The sequence below is a fragment of the Myxococcales bacterium genome, assembly GCA_016706225.1.
Lineage (GTDB): Bacteria > Myxococcota_A > Polyangia > Polyangiales > Polyangiaceae > JADJKB01.
Genome location: JADJKB010000025.1, coordinates 84,532 through 105,789 on the forward strand (window position 1 = coordinate 84,532; position 21,258 = coordinate 105,789).

Genomic DNA, 21,258 nt, shown 5'->3' on the forward strand with positions numbered 1-21,258 from the left:
TCGCCCGCGCACCGGCGGACCGCGGCGACTACGACCACCGATCCGAAAACGGCTGGGAGGGCATGATCTGCCAGCACCTTGCGGTTCGATGTCGAGTCGTCCAGCATGCACGGGGAAGACGAGATGACAGCGCGAACCTCGATCGGCTGCATGGCCGCGTTGCTCCTGGCGACATTGCCGGCGCGCGCTGACGTCGCGCCGCCACCCCGCGCCAAGATCACGCTCGAGCTGACGGTGGAGGGGCAGGGGACGCTGCCCCAGCTCAAGCTGTTCGTGACCAACTGCAACGAAGAGCCCGAGAAATCGGTGCTCGAGCCGAACGAGCCACTCGTATGCAACCCCGGGCGCGGGCCCGTGCGCGTGTTCGGCTTTCGCGAGGGCGATCTGATCGAGCTGTTCTCGAAGATCCGCGGTGATGCCGGCCGCGAAGAGTCCGCGAACTTCCTGGCCGCGAAGGCCAAGACCTGCGGCGAGCTGGCCGAGCAAGACTTGAACATTCGCGACGTGAACGTGAGCTTGGTGCAGGCGCGCTACGCTGTGGAGAAGCGTGACAAGGACAACTGCCGCTTGAAGCGAATCTCCGCGACGACCAAGACGAAGGGCGATCTGCAGGCCGAATCCAAGCCGGGACCGCCGCCGCCGAGCGCGGCTCCGGCACCTGCCCCTCCCGCCTCGCCCGCGCCGAGCCCGAGTAGCGGGTTCGCCGTCAGCCGGAGCGCGAGCTGCAGCTGCGATATGGCGACCTCCCGCGCGACGGGGCCGGGGCTCTTCGCGCTGGCAGTGATCAGCCTCGCGCGCCTGCGGCGGCGCACGGCACGTCGGCGGCGTGCCACGGCGGTGAGCGCCTCCATGCTCCAATCGTCGTCGGGATCGCGAACGAAGAGAAGGCGCTGCTGCAATCAGGGTGTTCCTCCCTCGCGGCGTTCGGCGGTCGAGCTCGTCGCGCGCTGATTCTGCGCGATCGTCCGCCGAGGGCCCTTCGCAGCGCGACGCATCCATCCGCGCGCTCTGCTCGGATCCGCTGATAGAATGCGGGGCGTGAACTCCCACCGCACACCCGCGCTGCCGATTGCCATCGGAGCTCTCTTGTGGACGGGGTTCGCGCTGGGCGCCGTCGACAAGGGACCGTTGCTCGGCGACGTGACCAAGGACGAGGTGACGATCCGTTGGTTCACCGACCAACCGTCCGTCGGGACGGTCGCGTACGGCACGACTCCCACGGGGCTCACGCTGGCCACGAGCGAGGCCGCAGCGAGCACCGATCACGAGGTGACGACTGCAGCCACCGAGTACTATTACGCGATCACGTCGGGTGCGGACCTGATTCAGGGCCCGGGGCTCCAGTTCCGCACGGCACCCGACCCCTGCACGCCCTTCCGCTACGTGGTGTTCGGAGACACACGGGGCGCGACCGCGCTCTGCGACAACTTCACCGACTGGGCCAAGGTCTCGATGATGATCGCCGCCCAGCAGCCCGACTTCGTGGTCGGAACCGGCGACTACGTGTACGCGGGCGTCACGCCTGCCTGCTGGGACCACTGGTTCGATCAAGCCGGCGCGCTCTTGCGCCGCGCGCCCTTCTTCGGCGTGATCGGCAACCACGAGTACAAGGCGGGAAAATACAGCGCTACACCAGGGCACGGCGCGCGAGCTGGTCGCTCTGGTCACTAGACTGGCCGGAGGTGTCAATGACGGAGGGGTCAATGTAAGCGAAGGTACTACTCATGGAGGCACGCATCGCCATGACCACAAAAACCGCGCTCGTTCGTAGTGTTGCCGCAGTCGTCGCGCTCGCCCTTGGAGGCTGCAGCGCCAGCACCGCCGACCCAGCGGCCGACGGCGTCGGTGACGAAGACTCGGAGGTTTGCGGCGGCAAGTGCGACCACGCCAACGCCTGCAGCTACAGCGGAGGGTTCGTCGAGACCGTGGCCAAAGGGCCTCACGACAACGCCGCGGGAGTCGCGCTGACACTGACCGCGGCGGACGCGGTCTCGAACGACGCTCTGGGCGCCGTGCTCGACGCGCTCGATGCAGCGGGCGTGCGCGCAAACTTCTTCGTATCGAAGGCCTTCCTGACCAACCTGAGCGCCGTGAACGCTTCCCGAATCCGAGCGCGGAACGATCAAGTCTCGCCGTACCTCTACATCAACTACCTGAAGCCCGCGCCCACCGCAGACAAGGTGAAGGAAAGCCTCTACGATACGGAGACCGCGCTCGCCAAGCACGAGCTGCTGTCGCCTCAAGGCAGTCTGTTCTTCCGCTTCCCCTATGGCGGAAGCTGCGCGCACCAAGAGGAGCTTCACGCCCGCATCGGTCGGATCTCGGTCGGCTGGCACGTACACGACCAGGGCCTGGTGAACGCCAACGCCAACACCTGGCGCACGGAGATGAACAAACGGGTCAACACGACCCAGGGTGGCGTGGTGCTCGTCCACCTGCTCAGCCTGACCAAGAAGCGCGCCAGCGAAGCTTTTGCGCCTTGGCTCAAGGACCTCGCGGCCAAGTACGTCGTGACCACGCTGGGACAGCGGGCGAACTTTCCCGGTTACGCCAATCGCCTCGACAGCCTGATGTATCGAGTTCCCGGTCCGTTCGTGCAGATGTCAGCACAGGGCGAGGTCTACGCGGGCGTCGCCGAGCCGAAGGCCCGGGTGTTCTTCCGCGCGAAGACCAGCAACTACGTGGGCGACCCGGACGGCGAGGTGGAGCTCAGCCACTCGGAGGGATGCGCCGCCGGTACCTGCCGAGAGCAGATCTGGTCGACCAACGAGAACGCGGCAAACTGCCTGGATCCAAGCCCGATCTTGGATGCGCAGTGCTCCATCACCTCGAGTCTGACGGGCAAGGCGTCACTGCTGATCCCAGCCTCGGACTTTGGCGCTTACCAGTATCTCGGCAAAGGCCTCGGCAACGGCAGCTGGACGCTCAGCGCCCCACCGCTCTCGGCCGGGAACGATGCGCCGGTCGGGTTCGGCGACTGGGAGGTCGTGATCACGGGAACCAACCCCAAGGCCGAACGCTTCGTCCCGGTGCTGGCAGAGTGGACGGGAGCGGAAACGATTTCCGACGAAGTAGCTCGTGAAGTGACAGCCCCGGCGATCCTCAGCGCGGGCGGCGCCGCGAGCACCCCCGTTCTGTTCAAGAAGACGGGCGCCAAGCTCAATCCCATCAAGGTGGTGGTGGAGATCGCCGCTCCAACCGTTCCGCAGGGCGACGCCTCGCAGGTCTCGCTCTCGCTCTTGCACGCCGACTGGCCAGAAGTGGCGCTCGTCGCTCAGTCGCCTGTGGTCAGTGGCAGCAAGGTCACCTATTCGTTCACGGTGGACCTGAACAGCAGCGTGTTCGCAAAAGAGGACGAGAAGCTCGACGCAAGCCGGTCGTTCACTCGCTCCCCCTTGGGCGCCTGGTCGCTCCGCTTCACCTCACCGGCTCTCGCAGGCGCCAAGCTCACCGCGTTCCGTGTCAGCATCAACTGAAGCACCAGGCCCGCGTGCGGCCCGTAGCAGCCGCTCGACACATCGGTCGGCGGCGAACGCTGGTCGAGGCGTCACACTCAGGCTTTCGAGAAGCAGCGTTTGCTACGGCGCGTAGTACTTGCCGTTGGCCAGTGCACAAGCGTTGGCTTCCTCGGCCTTTGCCGCCGCGAACTCGTCTTCGGGCGTGGTTGGATCGTTCTCGATGAGACTCCAGACGATCCAGCAGAAATTCACGGCTTGGGAGCAGCCGCCCACGTTGGGATAATCGTGCGAACAGGGCGTCGTGCCCAGAGTGCCGCCTGAGTCCGTGCAGGTCTGATCGAAGACCGCCTTCTCCGGGCCTTGGAATCCTGACGCTTCGTAACAAGCGCCGTTGTAGCTTTCGATGGGCAAGAGGCACGACTCGAAGTCGGCGCCGTTGCAGGGCGTGCCGGCGTCGCCAGTCCCTCCGCCGCCAACTCCACCGACTCCACCCACGCCGCCGACCCCGCCCAGTGCGCCACCACCGTCGTTGTTACCGGCCACGCCGCCCGATCCGGCCGCGCCGCCCGATCCGCTCGCGCCCCCGCCGGCGCCCGCCGCGCCGCCGGTTCCGCCTCCGTTCGTCGAGCTGTTGCACGCGAACAGCCCCAAGGCTGCGACCACCAACCACGAACGCTCGAGCATCACTCCTCTTAGCACTTCGACTCGTACGCCATGCGCAATTTCGCGCCGGTTGACGTTGCGTCACATTCGTCGTCGGAGCGGCGGGGAGTCAGCCGTGCAGGTCTCGCCGGGCTCGAAGTTGCCGGCGGTTCGACGGTACCCGCGGCAGGTACCTGGTCAGACGGCCTGGAACCGCTTGCCGACTTTGACGTGGCGCTTCGGCCGCGCGGGGTCGTAGATGAGCCACAGCGCCAGTCCAATTGGGGGACCCGCCCGACCCTGAATCTCAGCGCGGTTCCCGCGGTTAGAGCATCCAACCGACGCGCAAGTTGAGGGTCGGAACGGTGGCGCGGCCGATGGTCTCGAGCGTGTCTTGCACCTTCTGATCGTTCGGCTTGACGTACTTGTCGATGACCTCGGCCGGTACGCCCGGGGGCAGCTGCGTGTCGAAGTGGATTTCACTGGGCGCGAGGGGGATCTGAAGGCCGACGTCGATGCCCAGAGTGAATCCCGAGCCGAAGATGTGTTGGAGGCCGATCTGCGGAGTCAGCACCAACGTGCGCACGGACGCGATGCTCTCCACGGCGAGCGAGTCCGGCAGCGTGGGCGCGATGGCCTGGTAGGGGCGAACGTCGTAGCTGCTCTTGAACGAGCCCTTGATGGTCGCGTAGCCGACTCCCGCACCCACGAAGAACATGCCGCCGAACGGAAAGAGCCGGCCGTAGGCGTCGTACTCTTGGTAGGAAAGCTGGGCGTCGCCGTAGAGCGAGATCTTTATCGTCGGGATGAGCCCCACGTTTATTCCGGCTCCGAAATAGCGCGTGAGCTTGATGGCACCCCCGAAGCTCAGGATGCTCGGCAACCCGACGCCCACGAGGCCGCCGATCCTGAACGGACCAAACAAGCCGCCCGGGGAGTCGTCTTCTTCCTCGTCCGGCTTGTCCTGGTCGGCCGACGCGGGCGACGGAGCGGGCGCGCTCTCGCTGCGCGCCGTCGGCGCTGCATTTGACCGCTGCGTGGTGCGCGGCCTCGGCTGCGGTGAAGCGCGAGGGCGCTCGACCGGAGCGCTGTGCGACGGGGCGGGCGCGCGCGGCTTGTCTGGAGGAGGCGGCGCGGGGAAGGTGGCTTTCGGAGGTTTCTTCGGAGGCGCTTCAGCCGGCGGGGGCGGCGGGGGCGGGGGATCCGGAGGCGCTTCCGGTGGAGCGGGCGGCTGTTGCGGGGCAGCGGGCGGTGGGGGCGGCGCCGGCGCCGGCGGTGGGGGCGGCGCCGGCGGCGGGGGCGGGTCGGGGGGAGTCTCTGGAGGCGGAGCGGGCGGCTCGGACGGCGGATCCGCAGCGGGCGGCTCGGGATCGTCCTGTGCCGCGACGGGCGAGGTCACGAGAGCGAGAGCCAGCGCTGCGACGAGAGTCAGTTCGCGGTTCGCGGGTCGGCGCAAACGAATCATCGAGGAATTCCGATCACGAGGTCCGCGATGATACTCCGCCACAGTGGCTCGCGATAGCTCACGCTTCGCAGCGTGTTCCGCGACGAGGTTCCGTCACGAAGTGCCCGAGCGGCCTGGACCCGATCGGCGTCGCTTGGCGGCGCACTCCGCCAGAGGCCGACAAATCCCGGACGCTCCCGTGGCGTCATCCCGGCGTTTCTTTCGGCCGTGTTAGGCTACCGGTTCGATGCGCTTGCGTTCGGTCGAGTCACTCGTCGCCGTCGCGGCCTGCGCTGGTTGCGCCGTCGAGCTTGCCGCGCTTGCGGAGTCCGACGCCTCGACGGGCTCAGGCGGGTCGACAAGCGGTGGCGCTGCGGGAGCGGGTGGCATCGGCGGCGGCAGCGGCGCCGGCGGCGTCGCTGGGGTTGCCGGCAGTGGCGGTGACGCCAGCGCAGACGCCGTCAGTGATGTCATCGCTTCCGATGCTCCGCCGGGGCAGGTGTTGTGCGCGGCCAATTTCGAGGGCAGCAAGTGCTTCGCCGGCCTGGGCAACAACGGCAACGCCCACTGCGGGCCCGGCGGGGCCATCTCGGGCTCCGGCAGTGGCACGCTCGAAGGGGGCAACAACACCAGCATCTCGATGTTCTCCTGTGGCGTTGCGCCGCCCGACGTGTGGTTGGAGCTGGTCTACCGTCGCGATGGAGCCGGTAGCGTCACTTTCCGTGTGGGTCAGTTCCTCGCCGGTGTCGGCGCACAGGTTCGGGTCGGTGAGGCTGATGTCGCGCTGATCCAATGCCTGGACGGCAAGAACCAAAACCAGCCGCTGCCCTCCGAGCTGAGCACTCCCTATGTGATCACGCTTCACATTGGTCCGGGCGGCACGTCCGAGCTGTGGCACCGCAAGCTCGATCAGCTGTCACCGCGCGGTGCGCCGCAGGCGGCGCTCACGTGCTCGCACCCCACGTCGCTGTTCGGCTGGATGGCGATTGGCCCCGCGCTGACGACCATCGACGACATCCGAATCGCGACCTCTGCCGGCAGTCTGCTCTACCCTTGAGGAGCGCTTCGCTACGGCGCGGACTACTTGCCGCAAAAATTCACCGCGTGGGAGCAGCCGCCCACGTTGGGATAGTCGTGCGAACAGGGCGTCGTGCCCAGAGTGCCGCCTGAGTCCGTACGCGTTGCGTCACATTCGTCGTCGGAGCGGCGGGGGGGCAGCCGCGCCATGCTTACGAGTTGATGGCTCGTCGGCTCCGCGCTGGGAGCGCGTGGTGATGCTGCCGAAAGCTGCGATGGCTGCGCCGCTCGAGTGAGCAACTCTCTGACCCAGGCCTCCAGGTAGTTCCTGGGCCCCGAGAGGAGCAGCAGCGGTCGTCGTCGCCCATGAGCCACCCGACGGACTCACCGCGCCGGTCGTCGAGCCTTGAGCTTCGCGCTGTCTGTGTCTGACGCTGGTGCTCGCGCGCCCGCGCAGGCTTTCGGGCCCGTTCCGTGGTGGGCAACTGGACACTGCCTGACCGCGCTATGCTCGGCGCCGTCCCCGATGAGCCAGAACTCGCCTGTCCCCGAGTGGTTCGGCAAAGCCGAAGCGGAGCCGCGCCAGGGCGGGGTGGCGACGAAGCGCGGCTTGGGCTGCGGCGCGAGCACGCTGCTCGTGCTCTTGGTCGTGGGTGCGGTGTCCTGGGCCGTCACGGCCGAGCTCCGCGTCGACCAAGTGGAGGCGCGCCTGCAACGAATGCAGACGGAGGAGGCGGAGCGCCGCGTCGGGCAAGCGCGCGCACCCGGCCCTGAGCAGTCCGCCGCGACTCCGCCCCCGGTCCTCGAACCCGCGGTAGCGTTGCCCGTCCCGTCAACCCAAGTGACGGCCGAGGAAGTCGCCGCCGCTCCATCCGCTGAAGTCGCGCCACTGCCTGGGCAGCGCACCGCGGCCGATATCCGGAAAGAAATGAGCCGACTGCGCCCCGCGTTCAGGCGCTGCTACGACGTGGTGCTCGAGGCCCACCCGACCGCTGCCGGGCGCATCACCCTGAAGCTCGTCATCGCTCCGCGCGGCACGGTGACGAGCGCCAGCACCTCGGTCACCGGCGATCTACCGCCCTCCGTCGCGACCTGCGTTGCTCAGGTCGCTCGCACGGCGAGCTTCAGCCCCGCGAGTGACCCGACGAACGTGACCTTTCCGATCGCGTTCCAGTCTGGCTAGGGCGTGTCCTCCCATTCGGCGACGCTGAGCCTTCCAGCAAACGTGCCCGGCGCTCTTCCTCTCGATCTGGCTCCAACGAGACGAGATCGGGCACGGCGAGTCCAAGATACCGCAGGGTCTCCCCCGTTCGGATCGCGCGCGTCGACCCGGGTCGACCGTCCTCGAAGCTGTGGTTATCTCGCAACATGACCAGCGTATGCCGTCTGAAGTCGCCCTACTTGGCCGCGGTCGAGCGTCACAGCGGCCGTCCTCGAGGCATGCGGCTCACAGATACGTCGCGATGTATTCGTCGCTCCTCACTTTGAGCTCGTCCTGGAGTTCCACATCACAAGCCTGCGTCGACGCAGGTTTCGGCCGCTCCTTGTCGTAGTAGAGCCCGGTCTCACTCGCGAGCTCGGGCGCGGTCTCACAACGGAGCTGTGTCTTCGTTCCCGCTTCGTTCGTGATCAAGAACGGGCGGAGCAGCACGGCGAAGGCGCCCATGCGGCGCTTCCAGATGTCGCTCGCGACGCCGCCCGGGTGCAGGGAGTAGGTAGTGACACGAGTGCCCGCGAGCCGACGCGCGAGCTCCTTGGTGTGGAGTACGTTTGCGAGCTTGCTCACGCAGTACTCCGGGAACGCACTCAACGTTCTGGATGGTTTTCTCACCGCGTCCCAGTCGATCCCTTGTCTAGCGCGGTAGTGGGCCTGGCTCGCCACGATGACGATGCGACCCTGCTTCGCTCGCATCACCAGAGGAAGCAGCTTCTCCGTCCAGAGGTAGTGGCCGACGTGGTTCGTGCCGAAAGCGAGCTCGAAGCCGTCCTTCGTCTGACCCTGCACGCCGGCCACTCCGGCGTTGTTGATCAGAGCGTCGATCGCGAGGTCTTTTTCGAGCACTGCGTCCGCGGCCCGTTTCACCGACGACAGGTCAGAGAGGTCGAGCGCAACGAACTCGACCTTGCCTTCGGGGTTCTTCGCCCGGACCTCGCCGAGGACGGCTTCCGTTCGATCGGGACTCCGCGCGGCGATGATTAGCCTTCCGATGCCCTGCTCTGCGAGCGCGATGGCGTTCGCCCGGCCGATGCCGGTGTTGGCCCCAGTGATGATGAAGGTCTTGTTGCGGAGGTCCATTGGCGCGGCATAAGCCGGGGCGCCGCGGCAGGCCAGCGTTGGCCAGGGCGGCCATCCGTTGCTCGGCGTGCTGCTGGCTTGCGTCGTGAGCGCGCTGGTGCAGGGCGCCGGCGTGGCCGCTGAGCTTCGGCGGTGTGTCGCCTTGGCCGCGCGCAGTGCGGCGCTCCCGGACCATCGAGGTCATGCTCGCGACGTCACGGCTCTTCGTGGAGCCTCGCCTGCGCGGCCTGTTACCCGAGTCAGCGAGCGCCTTCGGACGGCGGGTGCGTTCGCTGCGACTGCACGGCCCTGCGGGGGTCCACCACGCTGGTTTTGCGCTCCCGCCCACGCCGCTCGGTGTGGTACCCGAAGAGGTTGCTGGCCCGCAGCGAAGAAGAGGAGTGATGCGACTCCGATTTCGAGCCCCCATGCTGCTACTGTTGGTGCTCACGCTGGCGTCACCGAGCCGGGCTGAGCCAACTCCCGACGACAATCGGCACGAACTGGGTGTGCTTCCGGCGCTGGGCGGCGACACCGACGTCGGCTTCAAGTTTGGTGCGTTTGCGCAATTCGTCCGCTACGAGGACGGGCTGCGCCCGTACGCTTGGCGCGCTCAGGTGCTGGCGATCGCGAGCGTCAAGCGCGAGGCGACGGGCACCGAATGGCCTTACCGAGAAGCGGCCGTGCGCGTCGACTGGCCGCGCGCCGGAGCGCCACTGCTGCGGCCGTCGTTCGCGCTCGAATACTTGCGCACGACGAATCGCGGCTACTACGGCATTGGAAACGCGAGCCACGCGGAGCGCAAGTGGGCTGGGCTCGAACCAGGGAGCGCGGCATACGTTGCGGCGCGGCGCTTCTATCAATTCGATGGAACGACGCTGGGCCTGGCCGTCGGTGTCATCGGTTCGCCTTTGCCCTTTCTGCGCACGCTTTCCAGCATCCGCGTCGAACGAACCACCATCGAGACTTATCCAGGCAGCCTGCTTGCGTTGAACCTCGCGAACGGCGTCGGGGCTGGAGAGCGTCTGTACGGGGTCCAGGACCACGACGAGATTTCGTTCAGGGTGGGCGTCGCGTACGATACGCGCGATCACGAAACCGTTCCCACAACCGGTCGACACCTGCAGCTCGTCTTCCGCTCCAGCCCAGGCGCGTTCGGCGCCGACTCCTTCGTTGGTGCCACACTTCACCTGCGTTCGTGGTTTCCCCTCGCCGGAGAGCGCCTGGTGGTCGGCGCTCGCCTGATCGGCGACGTTGTGAGTCAACGAGCTCCGCTCCTCGAGCTGGGGCGGTACGGCGGCTTCGAAACTGGGCGGGGCCCCGGCGGGGGTATGGGTGTGCGCGGGCTGCCCGACGGGCGTCTGCTCGGTCGCACCAAGCTGATCGGCAACCTCGAGGTCCGCTCGATGTTCCTCCGCTTTCGCGTCGCGACGGAGCGCTTCACGCTGGGAGTCGCGAGCTTCGCCGATGCAGGCAGGGTCTATACCGACAGCCTGGCAGCGGTTGCTGCCACAGATGGCGCTCCGGGCACGCTCCATCCCGGGTTCGGCGCTGGCCCCCGCCTGCGCTGGGGAGACGCGTTGTTGATTCGAGCAGACGTGGCCTACGCGCCGTTGGCCGCCGAGACCGGTGCCGTGCCTGGCATCTACGTCGATGTGGGACACGTGCTGTGACGACGCGACGCGCGCTGTTCGTGACCGTGGCCGTGTGCCTGACCGCTACCGGCTTGCATCTCTCGTGTGTCAATCGCTTCGGTTGGTTTAGAGACGAGCTCTATTACATTGCGTGCGGGGAGCACTTGGCCTGGGGTTATGTCGACCATCCACCGGCGGTGGCGGCAATGGCAGCCTTTGCCACGCACTGGCTCGGCCATTCACTCTTGGCCGTGCGCGCCTTGCCAATCACCTTGGGCGTTGCCACGACCGCCGCTTCGGTGCTCCTGGCCCACCGTCTCGGCGCCAGAGCCATCGGCTTGGTGCTGACCGCAGTCGCAGTGGCGCTGACTCCGACGTTCTTGTTCGTCTTTCACACGCTGTCGATGAACTCACTGGAGCCCCTGCTCTGGACGGCATTCTGTTACCTGCTCCACTCCGTGGCCCGCTCGCCCAGCCGCCTCCGCCACGCGGCGCTGGGGCTGGTGGTCGGCGTCGGCGTCCTGACCAAACACAGCATGCTGTTCTTGGTCTTCGCCTCCGCAATTGCGTGGATGCTGACCGGTCGCGCCCGTTCGCTCGCCACTCGCGGGTTCGCGCTGACTTTGGCGTTGGCGTTCGTGCTCACCCTCCCTCACGTCGTTTGGCAGCTTCGCCACGGGCTCCCGGCGGTCGAGTTTTACACGAACGCACAAGCCCACAAGCTGGTTCGCATGTCCGCCCTCGGCTTCGTCGCGGCCCAGGTCACGCTGGCGGGGCCGGGCAACTTGCCTTTGTGGTTGGCAGGGCTGGCCGGGCTGAGCGCGCGAAGGGCCCATGCGGCGCATCGCACCCTCGGGTTCACGTATGTGGTTCTGCTCGGCCTATTCACCCTGCTCGGCGCCAAGGCGTACTACTTGTTGCCCTACTATCCGGTGCTCTTCGCCGGCGGCGCGGCCAGCCTGGAGCGCTGGGCGACGCGACGCCCGCGGTCGTTCGCGCCTCCAGTGGTCTTGGCCGTTGCGCTTGGGTTGGGGGCCGCCACCATCCCCTTGGCACTGCCGATTCTCGGTGTCGACGCCACGGTCGCCTGGGGGAAACGCTTGGGTCTCAGCCCGCCCAAAGCGGAGCGGAGCGATCTCGGCGCGTTGCCCCAGCACTTTGCCGACATGTTCGGATGGGAAGAGCTTGTGCGCAATCTCGCCCGGGTACGCGACGGGCTTCCGGAAGCCGAACGCGATCAGCTCCAGATCGTCGTCATGAACTACGGCGAGGCAGGCGCCATCGACTGGCTCGGTGCGGCATTCGGGCTGCCGCACGCCCTGAGCCCGCACAACTCGTACCACGGCTGGGGCACGCCGCGAGCAGGTGCTCCTGTGTTGCTCGTGCTCGCGGCGGACGCCCGGGGGCTGGACCCATCGACGGCATTTCATCAGGTCGAGCTCGTCGCGGAGCACGACGCAGAAAACGCGATGCCGTACGAGCGGCACCTCCGGATTTACCTGTGCAGGGGCTGGAAACGCTCACCTGAGAGCGTCTGGGCCGAGCTCAAACGCTTCATCTGACTGGTGCGCGAGCGCGCCGGCGATCATGCGCCCCCAAGCTAGCCAGCGTGGCCATCCTCTGCGGGTTTCGAAGCTGCCCAACGGCCAGTCCCGCGGACGCTCGCATCGAGACGTCCCAGCTAGTCCGACTCGCAGATCTTGTACCCGGGTAAGCCCGAGCTACTCACGCATTTGTCGCCGCCACTGCAGTTTTGCGACGAGCTACAAATGATCGCGGAGTGACTGCATTGGCTGGAAGGGCTGCAGGACGTCTTGGTGATTTTTCCGCTCGAGCTGCTGGCACAGCACACTTCCCCGTTTCCGCAGTCGTCGGGCCCGTCGCAGGTCACCTCGACGCCAGAACAGCCGGTCGAGGTCGGCTGGCACTGCGCCGCGCCATCAATGCAACACAGCGAGTCGTTGAGCGTGCAGGTCGTGCCGCCGCAACTCACTTTGTCCGGTCCCGAGCCGCCGCTGCCGCCCGACCCTCCGTTGCCGGAGCCGCCGCCGCCCCAACCTCCATTGCCGCCGGAGCCGCCGCCGCCGCCCGACCCTCCGTTGCCGGAGCCGCCGCCGCCGCCCCAACCTCCATTGCCGCCGGAGCCGCCGCCGCCGCCCGACCCTCCGTTGCCGGAGCCGCCGCCGCCGCCCGACCCTCCGTTGCCGGAGCCGGCGTCGCCCGTCCCTCCCTGCGCCGAGCCAGCGCTGCCGCCGGCGTCGCCGGTTCCGCCGGAGTTGCTGCCGCCCGCGCCAGCGGCGCCGCCACCCCCCGCAGACGGGTTGTGGTCGACGCAGCGATCGCTGGCGGGGTCGCAGGTCCAACCCTCGGCGCACGGGCAGCGCTTGCCGGAGATGTCTACTGAATCGATGCTGCAGCCGAGGCACAGCGCGAACGAGATGATCGAACTCGCTATCGCCAGCCCGCTCCGCCTGTTTCGGCATGGTCGCCGCATTGGATCACATCAGCGGAGCACGTTGTTCATCCTCGTGCAAGACGTGATGCGTTGAAGCACCGGCGCGCTCATCTCGAGGCTCGGGGACGGCGGCAGCACATCAGCACCACGCAGGCGTCTGCCCGACCTTCGGTCAGGTACACCCACACCGTCCGCTTTTGCGAGGCCCGCTCGGGTCAGGCTGGGGGCGGCTGGAGTTGCGTGGCGCAACGCAACTCGACGTAAATCTCGCCGCCAGTGGCAACCAACGCCTTGGCCTTCTCGAGCGTGGTTCTTGCCAGGCGTTTGTCGTTGGCGCGACCGACCCGAATTCCCGTGAGCAGTGGGACGGAGAGGAACGCCTCGACCAGCGCCTGCGGCAGCACGCGATCTTCGAGCCACGCGACGGGATTGCCCGTCCTCGCATCCGGGCGGGGAACGACGCGGAGGTAGGCGGCGAGTTGGGGTTTGGCCGAAGTACCGGTCATTCGAAGCGAGGCGCGACGAGCTTCTGAGCTGCCTGTATCGACGGGGCCAAGAGTACGCGGCGGCCACACGGCGGTCGAGTGCGCTTCCCGATCCGTGTGGCCGAGCGGCCCGGCGACTCGACGTCCACGGGCAGCTGTCGGCCACTCACGCCGTGACCCTCACGGAGGGCACTTGGTGACCTTCTTCCCCTTGAGCTGAGTGGCGGCCTGGTCGCATGCGGTGGCGTCGCCCGGCGTGCATTGGCATTTGTTGGTGGGGCCACCGGCCACCTCCGGGAAGAGAATGCAGCACGGGTAGCTGGCGGCATTGCACTGGTCGGCGCCGTTGCCCCCGTCCTTGCAGAAGCATTGCAGTGTATTGGGGTTGGTGCACTTCCAGTTGCCCGAGGAGCTTGTGCCGCCCGCGCCCGCCGCACCGCCGGACCCGGCCGCCCCGCCGGACCCCGCCGCCCCGCCGGACCCCGCCGCCCCGCCGGACCCCGCCGCCCCGCCGGACCCCGCGCTGGCCCCACCACTTCCGGCGCTGGCCCCGCCACTTCCGGCGCTGGCCCCGCCGCTTCCGGCGCCGCCGACGCTGGACCCACCGCTGCCCCCCGCGCTCGTGCCTCCCGTGCCGCCACCGCCATCGCTGTCCCCACTCCCACAGGCGAGGAGTGTGGTGTTCGCCACGAAGAGGAAGCAAGCGAGAGAGGCACGTCGATGCATGGGGAAGGATGACATCAGAGCATCCTTGCACGTCGAAGGAGGCAGCGTTGGAGTTTCGCGGGGAGCACTCTTGAAAGCAGGATCCAGCTGCTGAACCGCCTCGCGGTGTTCTACCCGAATGCTCCCCAGTCTCGGATATGCTCCCGGCCATGCGCCACCTGGTTCTGGCTGGTGTGCTCACTCCGCTTGCGATTTTCGCGGCGTGCGCGCCAAGCCCTCTGCCTTCGCCCGCGCCGCCGGGGCCCCTCCCGGCCGCGTCCGCGCCGTCGGTCGACCCGAGTCCCGCCGGTCCGATCGCCGACGCCGGTGTGAGCGTCGACGACGCGGCTCCCGACGGGGCTCACGCAGTTGCAGACCCGGCAGCCGAGCTTGCCTGGGCCCGCGAGCGCTGGCCCCAAGCACTTTCGCCGGTCGACACGGAGTCGCACGCAGCGGAGCTCAGCGCTTGGGTGTCGGCCGGCAGTGAAGTGAAGATCTGGTTCACGGGCGAAAAACTGCGCTGCCGACCCGGCGTTGCCAAGCCGAGCGCCACGGAAGGTGAGCTCGATCTCAAGGTCTTCGTAACGCAGAAACGGACGAAAGGCGTTCGGGTCCGAGATTTCGTGTCCGGCACCGCGGGCCACCTGCTCTGGTTTGGCGGCGGCGGTGGCAGCGAACGCCAGCTCGCCGACGGCACGTGGGAAGAGAGTGGCGCGTGGGGCAAGAGCGATCAGCCGCCACTTGGCGTGCTGGCCCACGTCGACCCGGTGGTCGCTCATTTCAGCGGCATGCTGGTCGACATCAGCGCATGGTGTGACGGGCCCCTGCAGCAGCTTGCCTGCCCGGGCGGTGGCAAGCGCGACTGCGACACCTGCAAGGACGTGAAGCTCCAAATTCAGGAGCGGCCGATGGGCATGCTCGGGCTCGGCTCGATGGCTGCCCGCGCCGCGACCACGGATTGCGCGTGTCCCGATGCGCCGAATCCCGACGTTGCCCGTGCGAACGCTTTGTTCCGCGGGCTCGAAGCCTGGACGTCCAAGGCGCCGGGCGCCGGCGTCGTCGCGGTCTATCGCTCGGCCGCCGCATGCAAGGCAGACGGTCGCAAGCCCTGAAGCCGGGTCATCGAACCAGTTCAGCTCGGCTGGCTTGCTGGGTTCCGTCCGGTCCGAAGCCGAGGCCGCCTCCGGCATCTCGTCAGCGCGTGGCCGGGCGCCGGTCGCGGTTCTGAAATGGGATCATCCAACCCGGGTACTCGGACGGCAGGGCGCTGACCTCGTCTAGCGCAAGCAGCTGCTCGGGCGTGAGCTCGACGTCAGCCGCGGCCAGGTTGTCCGCGAGTTGCTCTCGCGTCTTAGCGCCGATGATCACGCTGGTGACGAAGGGCTTGCTGAGCACCCACGCCAGCGCCACCCGTGCCACCGAGCAGTCGCTGTCTCGTGCCACGCGCCGGAGCTCCGTCAGCACTCCGGGCAGCCTGGCGTTGTCCACCGGAGGAAAGTCGAACGTGGTGCGGCGCGCGCCTTCGGGCCCGGGTTTGTCGGGATCGAATTTGCCCGAGAGCAGCCCGCCGGCGAGCGGGCTCCAGGGCAAGAGCGCGAGCCCCTGATCCTGGCACAGCGGCACCACCTCACGCTCGATGTCGCGCCCCGCGATGGAGTAGTACATCTGCGCGCTCACGAAGCGGGCGTGTTCGTGCGCGTCGGCATGAGCCAACGCCTTCATCGCCAACCACGCCGGCAGGTTGCAGAACCCAACGTAGCGCACCTTTCCCGAGCGCACGACGTCGTCGAGGGCTCGCACCGTCTCCTCGATGGGAGTCTCCAGATCGACTCCGTGGATCTGGTAGAGATCGATGTAGTCGAGCTGCAAGCGTTCCAGGCTCGCGTCTACCGCAGCCATGATGTGCGCGCGGGAAAGCCCGACCTGATTCGGACCCGGCCCGGTGCGACCGCGGCACTTGCTGGCGACGACGACCTGCTCACGCGGACGCTTCAGCGAAGCCAGCGCCGCGCCGACGAGCTTCTCGGACTCGCCCTCGGAGTATACGTCCGCCGTGTCGATGAAGTTCACGCCCGCGTCGAGCGACGTGCCGACCAACGCCTCGGCTTCGGACCCGCCGAGCTTGCCGACGACCTCCCAAAATCCCTTGCCTCCGAAGGTCATGGCTCCGAGACAGAGCTCGGAGACGAAGAGACCGGTATTCCCGAGCTTTCGATGGCGCATGCTCGGGGCTTAGCTGCCCTTTGTCGCCGCGGCAACGCCGACAGAGCACGGCGACCGGCGCGCAGTGCCGCGAGCCGGTGCAGGTGTGCTCACGACGGGTCCGTCCCGTCGGGGAAGAGCCGAGCGCGCACTGCGGCTCGCAACTCCAGGAGCCCTGCGACGCGGCCCGTCTGCGCCAGGAACAGGTACAGGACACCGCCCAGCATCGCGCGGACAGTGAAGTCCGCCGCCGGGGAGAGCCAGCGCGTCGTCATCTGGCCGAGGGCCAACAAGCCGAGTGCCATGAGCGACGCCGCGACCAGTGCGCCACTCACTGCGCGGAGCACCTCCCACGCCCGGAGTCCGATCAGTCGTCCCGGGATCGCGAACCTCGGGTACCCGAGCACGAGCACGGTCGCGACCGCGTAACACGCCGCCACCGATTCGATGCTGCCCAGCCATACCCCGAGCACGATGCCGGCAATCGTGGTCGTGCCGCCGACGATGCCCCACCGGAGCAACCAATCGGTCCGCCCGTAGGCCTTGTAGAGCCAGACCGTGGTCGAGCCGAGCGCGTGGGAGGCGCCGACGATGCAATAGATCCGGAGCACCGTCGTTGCACCGAGCCACTGCTCGCCGAACAAGACGGAAATGAACGGCGCGCTCAAGACCGCGAGCGCGAACATCACCGGGAAGGTGACGAAGCCGATGACCGCCAGGATCCGCAGATACATTTGTTTGGCCTGCTTCGGATCGGCCTGAAGCTTGGAGAAAGTCGGAAACATCACCCGCGAGAGCGCGGCGCCGACCTCCGTCACCGGCATCATCATGGTGGAGTACGCTCGGCCGTAGAGACCGAGCGCCCGCGCACCAAACGTCCGCCCGATGAGCAGGTCGTCGAGCTGCGACGTCCAGTAGCTGATGGTCGAGTACGCGAGCAGGTTCCCGCTGAATCCCAGGAGCTCCCCGAGCGCGGCTCGGTCCCAGATCAGGCGCGGTCGCCACGAGCTCGCGAGCCAGAGCACGATGGCCTCCGCCACGGTGGCCGCCAAGGTCTGGCCCACCAGCGCCCACACGCCGAACCCGCACAGCGCCATGGTCAACGCGACCGCGCTCGCGACCACGACACCGGCCGTCTCAGCCGCGGCCAGGGCGCGGAACTTCATGTCCCGAGACAGGAGCGCGTGCTGAACCATCTGAAACGGCGCAAGCGCAAACTCGATGGCCAGCACCCGCATGATGCTGGAGAGCCGCGGCTCTGCGTACAGCCGCGCGACCGCCGGCGCCGAGGCGAACACGAGCGCCGCAAGTGCCACGCCGGTCATCACGTTCAGCCAGAACACGCTCGACCGGTGCCGCTCCTCCAGCGCCTCGCGCTGAATCAGTGCCGCCGCGAACCCGAGCTCGCCGACGACTGCCAGAAATCCGGTGACGACCGTGACCATGGCGAGCAGCCCGAAGTCTTCGGGAGTGAGCACGCGGACCAACGCCAGTGTGGCCGCGAACCCCGCGACTTGCGCCACCGCCTTGCCGACACCCGTCCACGCCACCCCTGCGGACGCTTGCTCTCCGATGGACACGCCGCAGCGAGTCTTGCACCTCGAGCGCGGAATGTCCCGGTTGGAACTTCCGCACACAGCTCTGCCTCCGCTGCGGCTTCACGGAGGACGCGCGCCCAGTGGCAGCGAGCCCTATATACTGGTCGACGCCAGGCTCAGTGGGGGCCGGTCGTGCTCGGACTCCGTTCGTTCCCGAGCGTCGCTTGCGAGCAAACACCGATCGTATGTCAGCGGATACCGAGCTCGAGCTTCTGGGTCGGGACAGCGCAACGGCGACGTTGCGTGACAGTCTGGCTCGCGCCGTTGCCGGTCGCGGCGGTGTCGTCCTGCTGTCGGGTGAGGCGGGGATTGGCAAGACCGTGCTCGCCGAATCGGTGGCTCGCGAGGCTACCAAGATGGGTGCGCGCGTGGCCATGGGGCGAGCCTGGGAGTACTCGGACGCTCCGCCCTACTTCCCGCTGGTGCCGTGCCTGCGCTCCGTCGGCGTCGAGCTCGAGACCGGCGGCGCTGGGCGCGCGCCGTTCGAGGTTTGGGACGCGACACTGTCGGCGCTCGCCTCGGCCGCCTCCGCCGCCCCGGTCGTCTGGGTCATCGAGGATCTCCATGCCGCCGACATGCAGACACTCGACGTGGTCGCGTTCCTTGCTCGCACCGTCCGGGCGATTCGGGTGCTGCTCATCGTCACCGCGCGTTCAGAGGATCCGCGTCTTGGAGAGGCCGCCGCCCAACGACTCGCGCGCATCGCACTGGACGGCATCGAACTCCGCCTCGAAGCGCTCGAACGAGACGATATCGCCGAGCTCGCGCAGCGGGTCTCGGGACGCGCCCTCTCCTACCGCACCGTCGCCCGCCTCAGTGAGCTCACCGGCGGCAATCCCTTGTTCGTGGCGGAGTGCGCTCGCGGGATCCGAACGGCGTCGCCAGCCGAGTCTGCGCCGGAGGATCTGGTGCTGCCTCCCAACCTGCGCCAGGCCGTGGCGGAGCGCGTCAGCCTGCTGCCGGAGGGGTGCCGTCGGCTGCTGACCATGGCGGCGGTGCTGGGTCGCGATTTCGATGCCGCTGTGCTGCATCGCATGCGGGGGAGTTCGCCGGCTCAGACTATCGATGCGCTCGAACCGGCGCTCCGCGCGGGCGTCATCGACGAGGTCGACGCCGGGCGTTTCCGGTTCCGCCACGTGCTCGTACGGGATGCTGTCGAGGAGGCAATCAGCGCGGAAGACCGCGTGGCGATCCATGCACTCGCGGAGGGTGCCATCGGCGCCGAAGAGGGGGCATCGTCGGAGTTTCTCGTCGAGCGCGCGCGGCACGCACTGGCTGGAGCTTCGACCCGCGAAAGCGCCGCGTTGGCGCTCAGTCTCGCCGCGAGAGCGGCAAGCCGGCTCGAAGAGCAGGGCGCGTTCGACCGGGCGTATGCCATGCATCAGCGCATGGAGCGCGTGCGCAAAGTCGGGCTCGCCGCGCCAGCCTCGCCTGAGGAGCGGCTGGAGCTTGCTCGGATCGCTCGCGAGGCTGGCAATCACGCCGAGGCGCTTCGAATTTGCGAAGAGGTCTCGGCCCACGCTCGCACCAGCCACGATGCGTCGCTCTTGGGCAACGCGGCCTGGGTTCGCGGCGCAGACCTGCGCCCAGGCGTGGTGGACGGTTCGCTCGTCGCCCTCCTCGAAGAGGCTCTGGCGGCGCAGCCGGAGGGGGAATCGACGGCGCTTCGTTGGCGGCTGCTGGCCCGCCTCGCCGCTGCGCGGCAACCCGCCCCCGATGAGCCTGCCCTCCTCGACATGGCTAGGCACGCCATCGCTCGGGCCAGGGAGCTCGGCGACGCAGCGCTCATGCGCGACGTCTTGTATTTCGCCGGCGCGGTCCTGGTCGACACCGCACCCTACGCTGAGCGCATGGCACTGGCCTCGGAGCTCCTGGAGCGCGCCCTCGAGGCGAATGACGTCGGCAAAGCGCTGCGGGCGCATGCGCGGCTGGCTGCCGATCGTGTAGAGACTGGAGATTTTTTGGGTTTCGACGACGGTGTCGAGCGCATGTTGGCCATCTCGAACGACGCGGGCCAGCCGCGTCACCGCTGGCGCCCACTTCTGTTTGCCTCGATGCGCGCGCAGATGTCGGGGCGCTTCGACCAGTCGGAGCGGTTCTTGGTGGAGGCGTCCCAGCTGGCGGGTCTCACCGATGATCCCGCTCTCGCATTGTCGCTCGTTGCTCACCGCATGCGCCGGGCGCGACTGATGCATCACGATGAACAGGCGCTGATGGCCCTCGACGAGTACGAGAGCTCGATGCGTGGGATCCCACACGGCGAGCTGGTGGTGCGTGCGCTGCGGCTCGGCTGCTTGGCCCGACAGCGCGATACGGCTCGAGTGACGTTGAAGCTCGCCGAGCTGGGACCTCGAGAGGCGACGCTGTGGGAGCGGGGATTTCAGGCCTGGCTCGCCGAGGCCTATGCCCTCGCGGGTAGCGAAGAACAAAGGCAGCGAGCCCGGGAGTTCTTCGCCCCGAGCGCCGCTTCGGAGCTACCGGTGAGCCACGTGGCCATCACCTACGAGGGCCCGACGGCGCGCATGCTGGGCCTGCTCGATGCCAGCGTCGGTGAACATGCTTTGGCGGAACGGCGGCTGCGGCGCGCGCTCGAGAAAGCGCAGTCAGATGGACTGCGCCCCTGGGTCGCGCAGCTCCGCTTCGACTTGGCAACGGTACTCGTGTCAGCTGGACGCCAGCAGGACGCTGGCGTGTTGTTCGCCGACGCATCCGCACTCGCGCGCGAGCTCGGCATGGACGGCCTGGCCAGGCGCGCGAGCGAGCTCGTTCCGAACTTTCACCGGCGAGACACCTCCCAGGGCTCCCACCCCAGTCCGCCTCGTCTCTCACTGACTCGGCATGGGGAGATGTGGCAACTCGAATACATCGAGGCATCATTCATGCTGCGCGATAGCCGTGGGCTCTGGCTCTTGGCGCGTTTGGTCGAACACGCTGGCGAAGAGATGCACGTGTTGGTGCTGGCGAGCGACGAGGATGGCGCGCTAGTCGAATCGAACGCGGGAGACGCGCTGGACCCCCAGGCCAGGAGACGATACGCGGCGCGCCTCAGGGAGCTCGAAGGCGAGCTCGAGGAGGCGAGATCGAATTCCGATCTCGGTCGCGTGGCAAGGCTGGACGCCGAGATCGACGCGCTCGAGACGGAGCTATCCCGGGCCATCGGCCTCGGGGGTCGCTCCCGCCAGGCGTGCTCGGTCAGTGAGCGAGCGCGGGTGAACGTTCAGCGGCGCATCAAGGCTGCCATCTCTCGGATCGCTCACGTGGCCCCGGAGCTGGGCGTGTACCTCCGGCGTGCGGTGCGGACCGGCACTTATTGCTCATTTCGCCCCTAATGGCCCTGATGGAA

17 protein-coding genes are annotated in these 21,258 nt (G+C 67.9%); 9 read left to right on the forward strand and 8 right to left on the reverse strand.

Annotation, left to right across the window (positions count from 1 at the left end; all coding sequences use genetic code 11):
• Window positions 1-123 precede the first annotated feature (123 nt).
• The 3 genes from IPI67_38950 to IPI67_38960 all read left to right on the forward strand — a co-directional run bounded on the left by IPI67_38950 (window position 124) and on the right by IPI67_38960 (window position 3,476).
• Window positions 124-951: a hypothetical protein gene (locus IPI67_38950; protein MBK7586150.1), complete on the forward strand. Its 828-nt coding sequence runs from the start codon at window positions 124-126 to the stop codon at window positions 949-951.
• Window positions 952-1,038: 87 nt separating this feature from the next.
• The gene (locus IPI67_38955; GenBank protein ID MBK7586151.1) at window positions 1,039-1,671 is read left to right on the forward strand and encodes a metallophosphoesterase; all 633 of its coding nucleotides are present in this window, start codon (window positions 1,039-1,041) and stop codon (window positions 1,669-1,671) included.
• Between the two features lie 71 nt (window positions 1,672-1,742).
• Window positions 1,743-3,476: a hypothetical protein gene (locus IPI67_38960; GenBank protein ID MBK7586152.1), complete on the forward strand. Its 1,734-nt coding sequence runs from the start codon at window positions 1,743-1,745 to the stop codon at window positions 3,474-3,476.
• Between the two features lie 102 nt (window positions 3,477-3,578).
• Here the strand turns inward: IPI67_38960 and IPI67_38965 are convergent, their stop codons facing one another.
• Both IPI67_38965 and IPI67_38970 read right to left on the reverse strand, forming a co-directional pair.
• Window positions 3,579-4,142: a hypothetical protein gene (locus IPI67_38965; GenBank protein ID MBK7586153.1), complete on the reverse strand. Its 564-nt coding sequence runs from the start codon at window positions 4,140-4,142 to the stop codon at window positions 3,579-3,581.
• A 283-nt stretch (window positions 4,143-4,425) separates the two neighbouring features.
• Window positions 4,426-4,995: a hypothetical protein gene (locus IPI67_38970; GenBank protein ID MBK7586154.1), complete on the reverse strand. Its 570-nt coding sequence runs from the start codon at window positions 4,993-4,995 to the stop codon at window positions 4,426-4,428.
• 796 nt (window positions 4,996-5,791) lie between these two features.
• On the opposite strand from IPI67_38970, the gene IPI67_38975 reads away from it, so the two are divergent.
• Together IPI67_38975 and IPI67_38980 are read left to right on the forward strand one after the other, a co-directional pair.
• Window positions 5,792-6,601, forward strand: a complete 810-nt coding sequence (locus tag IPI67_38975; GenBank protein MBK7586155.1) for a hypothetical protein — start codon at window positions 5,792-5,794, stop codon at window positions 6,599-6,601.
• A gap of 486 nt (window positions 6,602-7,087) precedes the next feature.
• Window positions 7,088-7,744, forward strand: a complete 657-nt coding sequence (locus IPI67_38980) for an AgmX/PglI C-terminal domain-containing protein (protein ID MBK7586156.1) — start codon at window positions 7,088-7,090, stop codon at window positions 7,742-7,744.
• 264 nt (window positions 7,745-8,008) lie between these two features.
• Here the strand turns inward: IPI67_38980 and IPI67_38985 are convergent, their stop codons facing one another.
• A complete protein-coding gene (locus IPI67_38985) occupies window positions 8,009-8,857 on the reverse strand; it encodes an SDR family NAD(P)-dependent oxidoreductase (GenBank protein MBK7586157.1) in 849 nt (282 codons plus the stop codon).
• Window positions 8,858-9,264: 407 nt separating this feature from the next.
• Here IPI67_38985 and IPI67_38990 point away from each other — a divergent pair, with 407 nt between their 5' ends.
• Together IPI67_38990 and IPI67_38995 are read left to right on the forward strand one after the other, a co-directional pair.
• The gene (locus tag IPI67_38990) at window positions 9,265-10,509 is read left to right on the forward strand and encodes a BamA/TamA family outer membrane protein (protein ID MBK7586158.1); all 1,245 of its coding nucleotides are present in this window, start codon (window positions 9,265-9,267) and stop codon (window positions 10,507-10,509) included.
• Entirely contained in the window at window positions 10,506-12,032 is a 1,527-nt protein-coding gene (locus tag IPI67_38995; protein ID MBK7586159.1) for a glycosyltransferase family 39 protein, read from the forward strand. The genes IPI67_38990 and IPI67_38995 overlap by 4 nt, the downstream gene beginning before the upstream one ends.
• 119 nt (window positions 12,033-12,151) lie before the next feature.
• Here IPI67_38995 and IPI67_39000 read toward each other — a convergent pair whose 3' ends face one another.
• The 3 genes from IPI67_39000 to IPI67_39010 form a co-directional block, all read right to left on the reverse strand.
• On the reverse strand, window positions 12,152-12,964 hold the full coding sequence (locus tag IPI67_39000; GenBank protein MBK7586160.1) for a hypothetical protein: 813 nt from the start codon (window positions 12,962-12,964) through the stop codon (window positions 12,152-12,154).
• Window positions 12,965-13,140: 176 nt separating this feature from the next.
• Window positions 13,141-13,431 carry a hypothetical protein gene (locus tag IPI67_39005; protein ID MBK7586161.1) on the reverse strand — a complete coding sequence of 97 codons (291 nt, stop codon included), beginning with the start codon at window positions 13,429-13,431 and terminating at the stop codon, window positions 13,141-13,143.
• Between the two features lie 159 nt (window positions 13,432-13,590).
• On the reverse strand, window positions 13,591-14,151 hold the full coding sequence (locus IPI67_39010) for a hypothetical protein (GenBank protein MBK7586162.1): 561 nt from the start codon (window positions 14,149-14,151) through the stop codon (window positions 13,591-13,593).
• 134 nt (window positions 14,152-14,285) lie between these two features.
• Between IPI67_39010 and IPI67_39015 the strand changes: the two genes are divergently transcribed.
• Complete coding sequence (locus IPI67_39015) at window positions 14,286-15,227, forward strand: hypothetical protein (protein ID MBK7586163.1); 942 nt, start codon at window positions 14,286-14,288, stop codon at window positions 15,225-15,227.
• A gap of 82 nt (window positions 15,228-15,309) precedes the next feature.
• Here the strand turns inward: IPI67_39015 and IPI67_39020 are convergent, their stop codons facing one another.
• The gene (locus IPI67_39020) at window positions 15,310-16,338 is read right to left on the reverse strand and encodes an aldo/keto reductase (protein MBK7586164.1); all 1,029 of its coding nucleotides are present in this window, start codon (window positions 16,336-16,338) and stop codon (window positions 15,310-15,312) included.
• Window positions 16,339-16,427: 89 nt separating this feature from the next.
• The gene (locus IPI67_39025; GenBank protein MBK7586165.1) at window positions 16,428-17,897 is read right to left on the reverse strand and encodes an MOP flippase family protein; all 1,470 of its coding nucleotides are present in this window, start codon (window positions 17,895-17,897) and stop codon (window positions 16,428-16,430) included.
• Window positions 17,898-18,100: 203 nt separating this feature from the next.
• Between IPI67_39025 and IPI67_39030 the strand changes: the two genes are divergently transcribed.
• Window positions 18,101-21,244: an AAA family ATPase gene (locus IPI67_39030; GenBank protein MBK7586166.1), complete on the forward strand. Its 3,144-nt coding sequence runs from the start codon at window positions 18,101-18,103 to the stop codon at window positions 21,242-21,244.
• Window positions 21,245-21,258 lie beyond the last annotated feature (14 nt).

Bases quoted from the DNA above. Each gene is read 5' to 3' on its own strand.
- IPI67_38975 (MBK7586155.1), top strand. From the start codon at position 5,792: ATGCGCTTGCGTTCGGTCGAGTCACTCGTCGCCGTCGCGGCCTGCGCT.
- IPI67_39030 (MBK7586166.1), top strand. From the start codon at position 18,101: ATGTCAGCGGATACCGAGCTCGAGCTTCTGGGTCGGGACAGCGCAACG.
- IPI67_39020 (MBK7586164.1), bottom strand. From the start codon at position 16,338: ATGCGCCATCGAAAGCTCGGGAATACCGGTCTCTTCGTCTCCGAGCTC.
- IPI67_39000 (MBK7586160.1), bottom strand. From the start codon at position 12,964: ATGCGGCGACCATGCCGAAACAGGCGGAGCGGGCTGGCGATAGCGAGT.
- IPI67_38960 (MBK7586152.1), top strand. From the start codon at position 1,743: ATGACCACAAAAACCGCGCTCGTTCGTAGTGTTGCCGCAGTCGTCGCG.
- IPI67_39010 (MBK7586162.1), bottom strand. From the start codon at position 14,151: ATGTCATCCTTCCCCATGCATCGACGTGCCTCTCTCGCTTGCTTCCTC.
- IPI67_38990 (MBK7586158.1), top strand. From the start codon at position 9,265: ATGCTGCTACTGTTGGTGCTCACGCTGGCGTCACCGAGCCGGGCTGAG.
- IPI67_38980 (MBK7586156.1), top strand. From the start codon at position 7,088: ATGAGCCAGAACTCGCCTGTCCCCGAGTGGTTCGGCAAAGCCGAAGCG.
- IPI67_38985 (MBK7586157.1), bottom strand. From the start codon at position 8,857: ATGGACCTCCGCAACAAGACCTTCATCATCACTGGGGCCAACACCGGC.
- IPI67_38950 (MBK7586150.1), top strand. From the start codon at position 124: ATGACAGCGCGAACCTCGATCGGCTGCATGGCCGCGTTGCTCCTGGCG.
- IPI67_38965 (MBK7586153.1), bottom strand. From the start codon at position 4,142: ATGCTCGAGCGTTCGTGGTTGGTGGTCGCAGCCTTGGGGCTGTTCGCG.
- IPI67_39015 (MBK7586163.1), top strand. From the start codon at position 14,286: ATGCGCCACCTGGTTCTGGCTGGTGTGCTCACTCCGCTTGCGATTTTC.
- IPI67_39005 (MBK7586161.1), bottom strand. From the start codon at position 13,431: ATGACCGGTACTTCGGCCAAACCCCAACTCGCCGCCTACCTCCGCGTC.